At 54.7% G+C, this 14,844-nt stretch carries 14 protein-coding genes; 8 read left to right on the forward strand and 6 right to left on the reverse strand.

The genetic code is table 11. The features are described 5' to 3' along the window. Positions 1-47: 47 nt before the first annotated feature. Together ORG26_RS03440 and ORG26_RS03445 are read right to left on the reverse strand one after the other, a co-directional pair. Entirely contained in the window at positions 48-428 is a 381-nt protein-coding gene (locus ORG26_RS03440) for a hypothetical protein (protein WP_266367127.1), read from the reverse strand. Between the two features lie 80 nt (positions 429-508). Next, a complete protein-coding gene (locus ORG26_RS03445; RefSeq protein WP_266367128.1) occupies positions 509-1,042 on the reverse strand; it encodes an NUDIX hydrolase in 534 nt (177 codons plus the stop codon). A gap of 95 nt (positions 1,043-1,137) precedes the next feature. Between ORG26_RS03445 and ORG26_RS03450 the strand changes: the two genes are divergently transcribed. Continuing rightward, positions 1,138-2,031 (forward strand): DUF2911 domain-containing protein, encoded by an 894-nt coding sequence (locus ORG26_RS03450; protein WP_266367129.1) that lies wholly within the window; start codon positions 1,138-1,140, stop codon positions 2,029-2,031. A gap of 54 nt (positions 2,032-2,085) precedes the next feature. On the opposite strand, the gene ORG26_RS03455 is transcribed toward ORG26_RS03450, so the two are convergent. Together ORG26_RS03455 and ORG26_RS03460 are read right to left on the reverse strand one after the other, a co-directional pair. Continuing rightward, positions 2,086-3,795, reverse strand: a complete 1,710-nt coding sequence (locus ORG26_RS03455; protein ID WP_266367130.1) for a sodium:solute symporter family protein — start codon at positions 3,793-3,795, stop codon at positions 2,086-2,088. Then, the gene (locus tag ORG26_RS03460; protein WP_266367131.1) at positions 3,792-3,914 is read right to left on the reverse strand and encodes a hypothetical protein; all 123 of its coding nucleotides are present in this window, start codon (positions 3,912-3,914) and stop codon (positions 3,792-3,794) included. The genes ORG26_RS03455 and ORG26_RS03460 overlap by 4 nt, the downstream gene beginning before the upstream one ends. 169 nt (positions 3,915-4,083) lie before the next feature. Between ORG26_RS03460 and ORG26_RS03465 the strand changes: the two genes are divergently transcribed. Beyond that, positions 4,084-4,872 carry an SDR family NAD(P)-dependent oxidoreductase gene (locus ORG26_RS03465; RefSeq protein ID WP_266367132.1) on the forward strand — a complete coding sequence of 263 codons (789 nt, stop codon included), beginning with the start codon at positions 4,084-4,086 and terminating at the stop codon, positions 4,870-4,872. A 94-nt stretch (positions 4,873-4,966) separates the two neighbouring features. On the opposite strand, the gene ORG26_RS03470 is transcribed toward ORG26_RS03465, so the two are convergent. Both ORG26_RS03470 and tilS read right to left on the reverse strand, forming a co-directional pair. Continuing rightward, positions 4,967-7,255, reverse strand: coding sequence for an OmpA family protein (locus ORG26_RS03470; protein WP_266367133.1), 2,289 nt, complete (start codon positions 7,253-7,255; stop codon positions 4,967-4,969). A 95-nt stretch (positions 7,256-7,350) separates the two neighbouring features. Continuing rightward, positions 7,351-8,691, reverse strand: a complete 1,341-nt coding sequence (gene tilS / locus ORG26_RS03475; RefSeq protein WP_266367134.1) for a tRNA lysidine(34) synthetase TilS — start codon at positions 8,689-8,691, stop codon at positions 7,351-7,353. Between the two features lie 107 nt (positions 8,692-8,798). Between tilS and ORG26_RS03480 the strand changes: the two genes are divergently transcribed. The 6 genes from ORG26_RS03480 to porD all read left to right on the forward strand — a co-directional run bounded on the left by ORG26_RS03480 (position 8,799) and on the right by porD (position 14,829). Further along, entirely contained in the window at positions 8,799-10,535 is a 1,737-nt protein-coding gene (locus tag ORG26_RS03480; RefSeq protein ID WP_266367135.1) for an OstA-like protein, read from the forward strand. 140 nt (positions 10,536-10,675) lie between these two features. Next, positions 10,676-11,266 (forward strand): T9SS type A sorting domain-containing protein, encoded by a 591-nt coding sequence (locus ORG26_RS03485; RefSeq protein ID WP_266367136.1) that lies wholly within the window; start codon positions 10,676-10,678, stop codon positions 11,264-11,266. Between the two features lie 135 nt (positions 11,267-11,401). Beyond that, complete coding sequence (locus ORG26_RS03490; RefSeq protein WP_266367137.1) at positions 11,402-12,295, forward strand: outer membrane protein assembly factor BamD; 894 nt, start codon at positions 11,402-11,404, stop codon at positions 12,293-12,295. A gap of 1 nt (position 12,296) precedes the next feature. Beyond that, the gene (locus ORG26_RS03495; RefSeq protein ID WP_266367138.1) at positions 12,297-12,614 is read left to right on the forward strand and encodes a DNA-directed RNA polymerase subunit omega; all 318 of its coding nucleotides are present in this window, start codon (positions 12,297-12,299) and stop codon (positions 12,612-12,614) included. 104 nt (positions 12,615-12,718) lie between these two features. Then, on the forward strand, positions 12,719-13,930 hold the full coding sequence (coaBC, locus tag ORG26_RS03500; RefSeq protein ID WP_266367139.1) for a bifunctional phosphopantothenoylcysteine decarboxylase/phosphopantothenate--cysteine ligase CoaBC: 1,212 nt from the start codon (positions 12,719-12,721) through the stop codon (positions 13,928-13,930). Then, a complete protein-coding gene (porD, locus tag ORG26_RS03505; RefSeq protein ID WP_266367140.1) occupies positions 13,927-14,829 on the forward strand; it encodes a type IX secretion system protein PorD in 903 nt (300 codons plus the stop codon). The genes coaBC and porD overlap by 4 nt, the downstream gene beginning before the upstream one ends. Positions 14,830-14,844: the final 15 nt, after the last annotated feature.

Below are 14,844 nucleotides of genomic sequence, written 5' to 3' on the forward strand. Positions count from 1 at the left end.
AAGCCGACCTGATGCAGGTCGGCTTTCTCAAACAATTTATCCCTGGATCAGTTCCCGATTTCCTCCTGGGTCACCGGTTCGATCGTCGGCTGAGTCGCCTCTTTCCGGCGGGACTTCACGTTCAGATTCTGTTGCTTGTAATTCCGATTTTCGGAGACAACAACGTCTTTGGCCGGGATGGCGATTGCCGCTTCCAGGTGGCCGCCGCGCCGCTGTTGTTCTTTATAATCGGCAATGGAAGGAGCTTTGCGATAGGTTTCGCGAAACTCAATTCCCTGAACCGGCCGCATGGCCGCCTTGTTAGGATGTTTGTAATTATTCGGGTGGACGGTTACGTCCCGATATACTTTCGAATTCGTCTGTGCCGAAGCAGGTGCCGCAAGCGCAACCACCAGCATTCCAGCCAGAACCAGCATTGGCGATTTCATACAGATGAAGCGTTTGAATGACAAAAACTTGATTCTTCCGCTAATATAACCGCTAAATCACCAACTATTCCTTTAGTTTTTCATTTTATTTTAGAAATCATTCGCAGAACTGAGGAAGAGTCCGAAAACCTGTTCACCTCTTCAAGAGTTACCCACCGAATTTCCTTTGTCTCGGCGGTAGCCTGAAACGGTTCCTGCGGGTCGGCTTCAAAGAGAAACCGGATGTCGTAGTGCAGGTGGGCCGGTTCTTCGCCCCGCGCCGGAATTTCGTGGACATCAAGGTCAAAAATGGCCCCGCTGAGGGCTTCCAAACGGGTTAGTCCGGTTTCTTCTTCGGCTTCGCGGCGGGCAACGCCCTGCACATCCGGATCGCCGTCGCAATGGCCGCCGGGCTGAAACCATCGGTCCAGCTTCCGGTGGTGAATCAGCACGATCTGCTGCCGGTCGGGACTGGTGATAAGGGCCGAGCCGGTGACGTGCCCGGTCAGCAAAGTTCGCTCAAAACAGGCGGGATGATGGGTTACAAATTCGACCGTCTGCCGGTGCATGGCGGCCTCCTGCTCATCGGCCGGAGAGTAGGCCGCAAGCAGGTTCAGTAAAGTGTGTCGGTGCATGCCCGCAAAGGTACGGCGAACTTTTCTTTCTACCGGAAAAAGCGGACCTTCGTGTTTGTTAATCCTGTAAGACCACCTATTATACAACAGCAACCATGAAAAAAGCACTGGTTCAAGTGGCGGCGTTCTGCCTTGTCGCACAACTGGCCACCGCCCAGATTCGTTTGCCGCAGCCCAGCCCTTCCGCGGCCGTTATGCAGACGGTTGGGGTCACGGACATTACCGTTAAATATTCCCGTCCGGCCATGAAAGGCCGGGAAATCTTCGGTCAGCTCGTTCCCTACGGCCAGTTGTGGCGCACCGGCGCTAATGCCGCCACCACGTTTCAGGCTTCGACCGACGTTCTGGTAGAAGGCCAGAAACTGCCCGCCGGTACGTACTCCATTTTTACCATCCCGGCACAGAACGAATGGACACTGATTTTCAACCGGAACACCGGCGCCAGCACCGACGCTTATAAGCAGGAAGAAGACGCCCTGCGGGTGAAAATCAAACCGGCCACGACGAGCGAAAAAGTAGAGTCGTTCTTCATCGGTTTCAGCGACCTGACCGACAGCACGGCAAAAATGGACATCGCGTGGGCGAACGTCAAAGCCGCCGCTAACCTGAGAGTGGATGTGAACACGACGGCCCAGGCCAATGTCGAAAAGGCCGTGGCCGAAAAACCGGAGGATTCTGCCGTTCTGACCGCCGCTGCCAACTACAACCTGTCGAAAGGCCGCAATCTGGACCAGGCGCTGGCGTGGGTCGATAAGTCGATTGGCCTGAAGGAAAACTTCCGCAACCTGTGGGTCAAATCGCAGATTCTGGCCAAAATGGGCAAAGTAGCCCAGGCGCTGCCGCTGGCCCAGAAGGCGCTGAGCCTCGGGGAGACCTCCGGCGACGCTTCGTTCCGCTTCTTTAAAGATGCCATTGCCAAAAACGTGAGCGATTATCAGGCCGCTCTGCCGCAGCCGGCCCAGTTGATCAAAGGCAAGAAAAAGAAGTAATCCTTCCCTATCTTACCTGAAAAAGCCGCTTCATGGAACGTGAAGCGGCTTTTTTTATAAAACCTTTTCTTCGATTTTGATGGGTTCCGGCCAGGCCCGGTTCAGCAGCCAGCCAAACCCGACGACCAGCACACAGCCGATGAGGTTGAACCACAGGTAGGCGGTCACTTCGTAATAATAACAGGCCACAATCACCGCCTCCGCCAGAATGGCCCCCCAGAAAGTCGCCCGGGCCCCAATCGTTTTGAAGTAAAAAGCCACGACGAAGATGCCGAGAATAACGCCGTAGAACAGCGAGCCGAGTATATTGACGGCCTCGATCATGCTGCCCATGCGGTTGGCAAACTGGGCGACCACGATGCAAAAAGCCCCCCAGAGCACCGTAGAGACTTTTGACGCCAGCAGGTAATGATCCTCCGAGCCGTTCCGGCGGGCCATCCGCTTGTACATGTCAATCACCGTCGTCGACGCCAGCGAATTGTACGCCGCGGCAATGGAGCCCATCGACGCGCTGAAAATAACCGCAATCAGCAGTCCGATGAGGCCGTGCGGCAGGAAGTCCAGCACAAACCGCAGGAAAATGTAATTTACGTCGCTAGTATCCGAAGCCGGAATGTTCTTTTTGATCAGTCCAACCACGTCTTTCTTCACCTCCTTTGCCTCGGTATCGGCGTTGTGGATGGTGGCCCGGGCCTGTTCGATCAGCCGTTCGTCGTCGGCATCCAGTCCTTTCTCCAGCACCAGCACCGCCTGCCGCCTCTGGGCCTCCAGCTGCGAATGTCGGGCCTCCAGCTGGTTGAATTCGGCGGCGTAGGCGCTTTTTTTCAGAGCGTCCGTTTCCTGTTTATTGAAAAAAATCGGCGACGGATGAAACTGGTAAAACGTGAAGACCAGCACGCCCACCAGCAGAATCAGAAACTGCATCGGCACTTTCAGCATGCCGTTCATGAGCAGTCCCAACCGGCTCTGCCCGACGGACTGGCCCGTCAGATAACGACCCACCTGCGACTGGTCGGTCCCGAAATAAGACAGTTGCAGGAAGAACCCGCCAATCAGCCCGGACCAGACGTTGTAGCGGCTGTCCGGATCGAATTCCAGATCGATGGTGTTGAGCCGACCGGCTTTTCCGGCCACCTGAAGGGCATCCGTAAAATCCATGCTTTCCGGGAGCAGATGGACCGTTGTCCAGCCCGCCAGAAACATGGCCAGCGTCACCACAAGCATCTGTTGCAGGTGGGTGTAGGAAATCGCTTTGGTGCCGCCCGTAACGGTATAGAGCAGGACGATCCCGCCCATCAGAATGTTGGTCCAGTAGATATTCCAGCCCAGGATAGTGGAGAGGATAATGGCCGGCGCATAAATGGACAGTCCGGTCGAAAGGCCCCGCTGAATGAGGAACAAAAGCGCCGTAAAGACCCGGACGCGGGCATCAAAGCGCGACTCCAGGTATTCGTAGGCTGTAAAAACACGCAGTTTGTGAAAGATGGGAACAAACGTTACGGCCAGGACCACCATCGCCAGCGGCAATCCAAAATAGAACTGCACAAACCGCATTCCGTCGGTATACGCCTGTCCCGGTGCGGACAAAAACGTGATGGCGCTGGCCTGCGTCGCCATCACCGACAGGCAGACGTGGTACCACGGCAGCGATTGTCCGGCCAGCAGGTAATCATCCATATTCTGGCGACCACGACTCCGGTAGATTCCGTAGAGAATGATGGCGGCCAGCGTTCCCAGAAGAACCACCCAATCCAGGCTGCTCATGAAAAATAACGCATGAAGAGGTAAAACAGCCCTATTTCGAGCAGCAGACTGCCAATCACGACGCTATAAAGCTGTCGCCAGGAGCGGACAAACGGAGGAAGGTCAGGGTCTTGTTGCATAGGAAAGCGGTGGAGTAACGGAGTATTCAGGAAACGAAAGTAGGGATATTTTACGTATGAAGCTTACTCTTTGCCAGTGGGATAATTACAATTCAGGTTTTGAATTATTCTATAATAGGCCTAGTTTACAGGGCTTGTTTCATCAAACTTCGAACCTAACCCTAACTTTATGGAAACCCAGTCTGCTCAACTTGCAGAAAAACAATTATTTAGTCTTGAAGGAAAAGTAGCCCTCATTACGGGCGCCAGCAAAGGAATTGGTGAAGATATAGCCCGTATTTACGCCCGCTTCGGGGCTAAGGTCGTCCTGAGCAGCCGCCGTCAGAACAGTCTGGACGAAGTAGCCGCCGAAATCAAGGCGCAGGGAGGCGAAGCGACCGGCGTAGCGGCCCATGCCGGCGATGTGGACCAGCTCCGCACGCTGGTCGACCGGACGCTGGATACGTACGGCGGCATTGATATTCTGGTCAACAACGCGGCGACCAACCCCGTTTTCGGACCGGCCGCCGACTGCGACAGCGCGGCTTTCGACAAGATTATGCAGGTGAATGTCAAGGCGCCGTTTGAACTGAGCAAAATGGTGTATCCGCACATGAAAGCGCGCGGCGGCGGGAGCATCATCATGATGAGCAGCATTGCCGGACACACGCCCGACCCCGGTCTGGGTATCTACAGCGTCAGCAAAGCGTCCATGAACATGCTTACCAAAGTGCTGGCGAAAGAATGGGGCCCGGACGGAGTGCGGGTAAACGCCATCTGCCCGGGCCTGATCAAAACCAAATTCAGCGAGGCGCTCTGGCGGGACGAAAAAATCCTGGCCCACTTCACCAAACGGTTGCCCATCGCCCGCATGGGCACCACGGACGAAATCAGCCCGCTCGCCCTCTTCCTTGCCTCCGACGCCTCCTCCTACTGCACCGGCAGCCTGTTCTACGCCGACGGAGGAACGGTCATTTGAGTTAAGAGTTGAAAATTAAAAGTTAAAAGTAAGGCTCCGCTGATTCAGGTTACTGACCCGGCGGAGCCTACTTTTAACTTTTAACTCTTAACTCTTAATTCCCCACTGTTACGATCTTGAACTCTGTGCGACGGTTGAGCTGGTGCTGGGCTTCGGAGCAGCGGATGCCGTCTTCGCAACCGTTGACGAGTTCGCTTTCGCCCAGGCCCTGGGCCTTCAGGCGGGTCGGCGTAATGCCTCTGGAGACCAGAAAGTCAACGGCGGCCCGGGCCCGGTTTTCAGACAGGCGCAGGTTGTAAGTATCCGTCGCCCGGCTGTCGGTATGCGAACGCAGCTCGATTTTCATGTCCGGGTACTTCTTGAGGATCGCCACCACGCGGTCCAGTTCCCGGGCGGCATCCGGACGGATGAAGAACTTATCCAGGTCGTAGTAAATGTTCTTGAGCTCGAACACGTCGCCTTCGCCGTAGATACCGTGCTCGTTTTCAATCACTTTCGGGCTTTTGCCCTTCTTCATGCTCGGAATCACCTCCTTATTGCTGGTGTACTTCTTCTTCTGGGTGGTGATGGTATACGGCGCACCGGGCTTCATCTCAAACTCGTATTTCCCGTCGGGTCCGGTCAGAATCGATTGCTCTGATTTGTCCTTTTCGTTGCGGAGCGTCACCTGAACGCCCTGGGCCGGGCGCTGGTCCACTTCGGTTTTGATGGTACCCTTTACCAGCGTGTTGTCGCTCTTATCGAGGTAAATGGACACCGACATCACCGGCTGCGGCGATTGGGTCAGGGTCGAGAAGCGGACACTGCTGGTTCCGTAGCCTTCTTTCAGCGCTTTGAATTCATATTCCGTATTTCCGTCCACGCAGAACGACGTTTTGCCATCCTGCCCGGTGATGCGCAAATCCTGATTGACGCCATTTTTGACGGTGCGGACATCGGCCAGGGCGATAGGCTCTTTTGTTTTGGCGTCGTACACAAGAATATTGAGCTGCTTGCAGACCCGGCGGAAGCTGTACAGGTTGTCGTCGAAAATGCCCTGTTTGCGGTTGCTGCTGAAATAGCCGGTTTGCCGGGTTTTGTCCGTAATCAGGCTAAAATCGTCCTTATCGGAATTGATCGGGTAACCCAGATTCTGCACGCCCCGGTAGGCAACCCCCTCCCGGAGTTCGGTGAAGAAAATGTCCAGCCCGCCCAGACCTTCGTGCCCGTCCGAGGCGAAATACAGATTGCCGTTTTCATCGACAAACGGAAACATTTCGTTCCCCTCCGTATTCACTTCCTTGCCCATATTGACCGGCGTTCCCCACTGCCCATTGGCGTATTCGACAATGTATAGATCGGTGCCGCCGTAGCCGCCGGGCATGTCCGACACAAAGTAAAGTTTGGTGTTGTCGGGCGAGAGCGCCGGGTGCCCGACCGAATATTCGTTGGAGCAGAACGGCAGTTCCTCCACGTTCCGCCAGTTGCCGTTTTCGTTGTCGGCAATGTACAGTTTCAGTTTCCGAACGCCGTCCGAGCTTTTGCTGTATTTGCCCTTGCTGACGTTGTTGCGGGTGAAGATAATTTTCTTGTAGTCCTTGAAAAACGTCATCGGTCCCTCGTGGTACTTGGTATTCAGCGTACGGCTGAACACTTCCGTGCGCGACAGGGGTGCCTTTTCGACCGAAAGATCAACGGATTCCTCCGACGTAGCGTTTCGTCCACCGACGGCCCCCGTCCGGACCGGGTCTACCGCGCGGCGCAGTTCTGCCGTGTCGGGCTGAAAGTAAAGGTCAAGGAACGGGGTCTGGTTCCACTGGAATACCCGTCTGACCACCCCGGCTTCGTCCCGTGAGGAGACAAACACCAGGCCGTTCTGGTAATACATGGGGCTGAAATCGGCCTGTTTCGAGTTGATGGGCAGATAATCGACCCGGTAGGAAGACGAGTCCTGATAAAACCGGCTCATGTCCATGTAAGAGACCGTGAACTTCCGGCCGCGCATATCATCCGCCTGCTTTTCGCCGTATTTGCTGTACATTTTCTGCGAGTCACGGTATTTCCCGTTGCTGGCCAGCGCCTGGGCGTAGTAGAGGTAATTCTTGGAATCGGCTTCAGGAAATTCTTTAATCAGCTCGGCATAAACCCGTTCGGCATTTTTAGTATCCTGTAACATCCGGTAGCAGTAGGCCAGTTTGGTCATTGCTTCCAGCGTTTCGGTGGGGTCTTTTCGTTTGTCGGAACGCAGCAGGTCTTCATAAGCCCGCATGGCGTTCACATAACTCATACTTTCAAACTGCTTGTTGGCCGCACGGAGCCGCGTACTTTGCGCCTGAACCACAGACGCCAGCAGACAAAAGCCCAGACAAAGCCCCAACAGTTGTAAACCTTTTCGTATACTCATAGAAACTGGACGGTTTTCGTCGAATAGCCAAACAAAATAAATGCCAAAAGCATCTTTGATTTTTGACACGAAACCGCTGATTTGGTAACATTCGCTCATCGTGTTTTCAAAGAAATCTGCAAAACCTGTTTGGTTTCCGGTGTGAGCCGGTAGAAGTCGTCCGGCCGGTAGCCGATAAGCCAGACAATCCGGCCGCCCGAAAGCAGCACTCGGGCCTCTTCCCGTTCCCGCCGGGACACCTTCCGGTTGGTCAGAAAATCGCTCACTTTCTGGCTGCCTTTCAAGCCCAGCGGACGGAACCGATCTCCGGTCTGCCAAAGCCGGATGGTTAGCGGCCATTCCATTCGGGCCGCATCCAGACAGACAACGGCCTCGCCTTCTTTTATCTGGAAATCAGGAGAATACTGGAAAATTTCGAACTGGAGAACCCGTCCGTCACCCAGACGGACTTCGTCGTCCGGCATTCCGGGAAGTACGATTACTTCTCCGGGCCCGGCCGTTTTTTTCGAAAGAATCAACTCCGTGCGGTCGCGGAGAAGCCGGTACTCCGGCGATTCAAACACCTGTCCGAAGTTGGTACCTTTCACCGCGTCCACCAGGGCCGGAAGCTGCCCCGGACGAAAGCCGTAGGGCTTCAGCCACTCCCCCAGCCGGAATTCCCATTCCGGTAAAGCCAGCAGGTCTGAAACGGAAATGGCGGTAGTTCCTCCGCGCTCTCGACTCACCAGCGGCCAGGACCGGGCCAGTTCGTCCCTCACCAGATTTCCGGAGGCCCTGGCTGAATCAAACGTTTGTTTGACTGTGTTCAACAGATTGACGTTCAACCCCTTAAGCACAGGGACGACCTGATGCCGGAGACGATTGCGGGCGTATTTGTCCTCCGCGTTGGAGCGGTCTTCGCGCCAGGTCAGTCCGTGAGCCGCCGCATAGGTTTCAATCTGGAGACGTTCGGCAAACAGCAGCGGGCGAATCACCCGGCCGTTGCGCAGCCGGATGCCCGTTAGACCAGCCAGCCCCGTGCCCCGAACCAGATTGAGGAGCAGGGTTTCGAGACTGTCGTCCTGGTGATGGGCCGTGGCAATGTACGGATAACCAGCGGTTTGCGCGACCTCTTCGAACCAGTGGTACCGAAGCTGCCGGGCCGCCATCTGAATCGAAATGCCTTCCTGCGCGGCGTAGTCCCGGGTGTTGAACCGTACGCTATGAAAACGGACGCCATTTTTTTCGGCTAACTGCCGCACAAAAACCTCATCCTCATCCGACTCTTCCCCGCGAAGGCCAAAATTGACATGCGCAATGCCGTAGGTAAACGCCTGCTGCTGAAACAGATCGACCATCACCACGGAATCGATTCCGCCGCTTACCGCCAGCAGAACCGAATCTGTTGGCCCGAATAAGTGTTGTTCGTTAACAAAGGTTAAAAACTCATCGCGCATCGTCGGGTTACGGGCATAAGCCGTAGTTTTGTAGGGCGAAAATTAATACTTCGCGGGCGATGGCACGCCAAAAAGTTGTGACAAACAACTTTCAATCGTTTTTCACTATGGATTGCAACGGTTCACTTTCTTATAGAGTCTTTATCGACAAACGGCTCCGGCTGCTGGTCGCCCTGCTTTTTGTGCTTTGGAGCGGACAGTCGTTCGGGCAGGCCGGTCGGCCGTCGGCCGGAGGGGATGTCATCGAAATTCTGAAAGCCAATCAGCTGAAAGGGTTGAATACCGGAACATCCGAATCCCGGGAGTTGCTCGGCAATGTTGCCATTCGTCATAAAGGGGCTCTTATGTATTGTGACCGTGCCATACAAAACCTGACGAACAATTCGATCGAAGCGTTCGGGAACGTCCGGATTGTGCAGGGCGATACCGTTACGGTTCGGGGCGATACGCTCTTTTACTTCGGAGCCACCCGGCAGGCTAACGTCCGGGGCCGGGTTACGCTCCGCGACCGGAAAATGACGCTGACCACGCGGCGGCTGGATTATGACATGCTTTCGGGCATCGCCCATTACCCGGTTCCGGGCCGGATCGTGGACCGGGAAAATATCCTGACCAGCCGGGAGGGCTATTACGACACCCGTACCAAACTGTTCACCTTCCGGCAGAATGTCCGGCTTGTGAATCCGAAATATACCATGACGGCCGATTCGCTGCTGTACAATTCGTTCACCAAGATTGCGACCTTTCAGGGGCCGACCCGAATCGTCAGCAAGGACGGTACGCTTGTCGCCAAGGAAGGCGAATACAACACCATTACGCGGGTGTCCAACTTCCAGCGGCGGGCCACCATCGAAACGGACAAGTACCGCCTGACGGGCGATTCGCTGGGCGGGAACAGCACGAGCGAATTCTATGTGGCGAAAGGAAACGTGGTTTTGTTCGCCAAAAACGACAAGACCATCCTGACCGGGGAGTCCGGGCGCTATAACCGAAAGACGGGGGTGGCGCGGATGACCGGAAACGCCGTGGTGAAAAGCATTACGGCGGAATCGGACACGATGTTCATGCGGGCCGACACCCTCTGGTCCTTCGAGATACCGGACAAGAATGCGAAGCCGACCAAACCCGGCAGCACCACGGCGACGGCCACCAAACGGCGGCTGATCGGCGACCGAAACGTCTTGATTTACAAGAACGATTTGCAGAGCAAGTGTGATTCGATTGTGTATGATACGGCAGATTCAACGATTGTTTTCTTCGGGGACCCGATCGTCTGGAGCACGAATTATCAGATGGAAGCCGACTCCATGACGGCCCGACTGAAGAATAACCGGATTCATACCATGTTCCTCCGGAGCAAATCGTTCGTCATCTCCCAGGACACGCTGCAGCAGTTCAACCAGGTGAAGGGGCGCGCCATCACGGCCTATTTCGATTACAAGCCGAAAGTGGACCGTTCGGACATTAGCCTGGTGGTGGTGGAGGGCAACGGCGAAAGCAACTATTTCGCCGTGGACGAAAAGAACAAGCTGGTCGGGATGAACCACGTGCAGTGCAGTAAAATGAATATCCGGTTCGACGATACCCGAAAAGTAAAGAACATCCGCTTTATCGGACAGCCGGATTCTCAGTTTATTCCGCCACACGAACTTTCTGAAAACAAAAAAAGGCTGGATGGCTTTAATTGGCAGAAAAATCAGCGGCCCACCAAACGCCAGGTGCTCGGATTGGAGAAACCGCCCGTCCGCCCGACTGACGATTCGTCAAAAAAGTTGTTGAAAACCAGCGCTTCGGCTAAACCTTTGCCGCCGAAAACGGTTCTAAACGACATAAAAAAGAAATAAATACAATACAATTAAGGTAGGGGTCGTTGACTTTCCTATTTTTTTGAATATGTTTGTATTGGGCACATATAACCTGTCCCCATTTTGGACCGAATACTATGAAACAACCTATACTCAGATACTGGTGTTTAACGGGACTAATGCTGCTCTCCACCTGGGGGTGGGCGCAGACGGAAAGCCCGCCAAAAAGCCGTTTGGATATGGGCCGGAAGCCGGCCACGGTCGGTCGCGTCATTACCAGCAAGAACTTCCCGTTTCTGAAGCACCCGACCGTCAGCAGCATGGACCGGAGTGTTAAAGTGAAACCAAGCGCGGCGATTAACCAGTATTACCGGACCTCGATGCTCTCGGGAACCACCCGTACGGGCAACACCACGGCGGTAGAGACCAGCAAACCGGTGATAGCCGAGGCACGCCAGGCCACTACGGAAGAGCTGAAGAAAGTGGACGAGAAATTGTTTGCAAACGAAAAAGTATCCGTTTCCAACGTTTTCCCGAACCCGGCCAACGATTATGCAGAATTTGACTACCAGCTTGCGCCCGCCGCCGGCGAAGTCAAAGTTTTGATCTATAACGTATTAGGCGCTCCCATTGCGGATTATGCCTTTGATAAGGGAGAACGCAAGCTTCGGATCGTCACCCGCGACTGGAGCAACGGAATTTACTTTTACCAGCTTTCCGTAGACGGCAAGAAAGTAGCGACCAAAAAGCTGCTGATTCGTCATAACTAAGCCATTTATCGTCGGCAGGAACCCTGTAAATTCCTGCCGACATCTTCTTTAGCTCCTGACACTTTTTCCCCTCGACCTTCGTTACTGAGATACAGCCGCTTCCAATAGCGGATTTTTTGTTATTTTTGCAGCCTTATGCAGTATAGTTGGAAAGCAGGAAGTATTGTAGTCGCGTTACTGATCGTGCTGGCCTCGTGCAGCCCCTTTCAGAAATTGCAGAAAAAAGGTACGGATGTTGAGAAGTACAACGCGGCCGTCAATTACTTCAAAAAGGGAGACTGGTATAGGGCCGGACTGCTCTTTGAGGAGATCATTCCGATCCTGAAAGGAAGTACAGAGTCCGAACTGGCTCAGTTCTACCGGGCCTATACGGAATACCACCAGGGCAACTACCAGTTGTCGTCCTTCCATTTCAAGCAATTTTACGAGACCTTCGCCCGAAGCGATTATGCCCAGGAAGCGATGTATATGTACGCGCTGTCCCTTTACAAGGATACGCCGAACTACAATCTGGACCAGTCGAACACCGTCACGGCCATTTCGGCGCTTCAGGATTTTGTCAACACCTTTCCCAGCAGTCCGTTCAGCAAGGAGTGTACGACGATGATCATGGATCTTCGTCAGAAGGTGGAGAAGAAAGCCTACGAGAAAGCGGAACTGTACTACAGAACCAGCGCCGCCAATATTGCCAATTTTCGCTCGGCGGTCGTAACGATCTCCAACTTTCAGCGTGAGTTTCCGTCTTCGGAATACAACGAACGGCTCGCTTACCTGAAGGTGGACGCCCAGTACAATCTGGCCAAAAACAGTTTTGAGGATAAACGGAAAGAGCGGTTTGGGGAGGTCCTGAGCTTCTACCAGTCGTTTGTCGATAAATACCCCAACAGCAAGTACGTTCGTCAGGCAGAACGCTTCTTTGCGGACAGCCAGAAGCAGTTGGAAGAGATTAAACAAAAGGAAAACGAGAAAAAACAAACCCCCGGCCAGGCGCCCGGTAAGGTTACAACAGCAACGACAGCATCTAATTAATATGGCAACAAATCCCTCTCTGATTACGCGCGATACGGACAAAATCGCCGCTAAAACGGGCAATCTTTACGAATCCGTATCGGTTATCTCGAAACGCGCCCGTCAGATTTCAACCAAAATGAAAGAAGAGCTCAGCAACAAGCTTTCTGAGTTTGCCTCGGCCGTTGACAATCTGGAGGAAGTGTTTGAGAACCGCGAACAGATCGAAATCTCCAAGTATTACGAGCGTCTGCCGAAGCCGACCTCGCTGGCCACCGACGAGTTCCTGGAGGACAAAGTGCAGTGGCGTCATGTAGACGACGAAAATTCGAATTCATAGTTTTGTAATAACCGCCAGAACGCGAAGGAGAACGCCCAGAGCGCCGAGATTTTCTTAGCGACCTGGCGTTATCCTTCGCGTTCTGGCGGTTTTATGCATCTGGTATGTCCCCTCTTTCCAGCAAAAAGATTCTCCTCGGCGTATCCGGCAGCATCGCCGCCTACAAAGCTGCCCTGCTGACTCGTCTGCTGGTCAGGGCGGGAGCCGACGTGCAGGTCATCATGACCAAAGCCGCCCAGGAGTTCATCACGCCCCTGACCTTATCGACGCTCTCCAAACGGCCGGTCCTGTCGGAGTTTGTGCGGGATGAAACAGGCCTGTGGAACAACCACGTCGATCTGGGCCTCTGGGCCGACCTGCTGCTGATTGCCCCGGCCTCCGCCCACACGCTGGCGCGCCTGGCGCACGGCCTCTGCGACGATCTGCTGTCGGCCGTTTACCTGTCGGCCAAATGCCCCGTTTATGTGGCTCCGGCTATGGATCTGGACATGTACCGGCACCCGGCGACCCGCGAGAACCTGCAGCGGCTTTCGTCCTACGGCAACCAGATCATCGAGGCGGAACACGGAGAACTGGCCAGCGGGCTGGTCGGCGAAGGCCGTCTGGCGGAGCCCGAACGCATTGTGCAGATGCTGGAAACGCATTTTGCCCAGCGCCCGGCGCTTTGGGGCAAACGCATTCTGCTCACGGCGGGCCCGACGCAGGAGCCCATCGACCCAGTGCGTTTCATCAGCAATCATTCGTCCGGAAAAATGGGCTACGCCATTGCCGGAGCCTTTGCCCGGGCGGGTGCTACCGTCACGCTGATCAGCGGCCCTACCGGCCTTCCGGTCCCGGCCCCGACCATCCGGCGGGTGTCCGTCCGGTCGGCGGCGCAGATGTACGAAGCCACGATGGCCGAAGCCGACGAGGCGGATGTGATTATCATGGCCGCGGCCGTGGCCGATTATACGCCCGTTCACCCCGCCGACCGGAAAATCAAGAAACAGGAAGAGCAGTTTTCCATCGAACTGACCAAAACGGCAGATATTGCCGGGTCGCTGGGAGGGCGCAAACGTCCCGGTCAGGTGCTTGTGGGCTTTGCGCTGGAAACGGACAACGAACTGGAGAATGCCATCGGCAAACTCCGCCGCAAAAACCTCGATTTCATCGTTCTGAACTCCCTCCAGGATTCCGGAGCCGGGTTTGGGCACGATACCAACAAAATCACCGTTATTAATAAAGCCGAACACATTACCACCTTTGACTTGAAATCCAAAAACGAAGTAGCGCTTGATTTGCTCCGTCTGGTGGAAGGTTACCTTACTGCTTTATGAATACGCGCTTTTTGCCCCTGCTGCTTTTTTTTGCGCTGCTCGCCCGGGTCAGCCCGGCCCAGGAACTGAATTGCCAGGTGATTGTCAATACGGACCAGGCCAAGTTTACGGCCACCACCGACCGGCAGGTTTTCCCCCAGATGCAGGCGTTCATGACGGATTTTCTGAACAACCGCCGCTGGACCACCGATACCTACGGCCCCCAGGAAAAAATCAACTGCCGGCTCCAGATTAACGTCATTGAAGTCCCCGCTCCCAACGTCTACCGCTGCCGGACGCAGGTGCTGGTGACCCGGCCGGTTTACGGCACGAACTACGAGACGGTCACGCTGCGGTACATGGACAACGATTTCAGCTTCAATTACAACCCGGCGGACCCGATGTATTTCAACGAAAATACGTACCAGAACGAACTGACCTCACTGCTGGCTTTTCATGCGCTGGTCATGCTGGGTTATGATTACGATACGTTCAGCCGGCAGGGCGGCAAACCGTATTTTCAGCGGGCCTATAACATCCTGAACCTCGTGCCTCCGGGCGGCGGCTGGGGACAGACGGGCGATTTACGCAACCGGTACTGGCTGATCGAAAACCTGCAAAACCAGCAGTTTATCCCGTTTCACGACGCTCTTTACACCTATCACCGGCTGGCAATGGATGCTTTTGCGCAAAACCCGGCGGCCGCCCGGCAGCAAATCCTGAACGTGCTGACGACGGTGCAGCAAATCAGCCAGCAGCGGCCCAATTCGGTCGTCATCAACTCGTTTTTTGACACCAAAGGCGAAGAACTGTACAACATCCTGTTTGAGGGAACAGCCCCGGAACGGCAGAGAGCTTTTGGGATTCTGTCGCAACTGGACCCCGGCAAAACGGAATTGTATCGGAAATTGCTACGCTAAGCCCCTTTTTGCGTC

This window comes from Tellurirhabdus rosea, from assembly GCF_026278345.1.
Taxonomy (GTDB): Bacteria; Bacteroidota; Bacteroidia; order Cytophagales; family Spirosomataceae; genus Tellurirhabdus; species Tellurirhabdus rosea.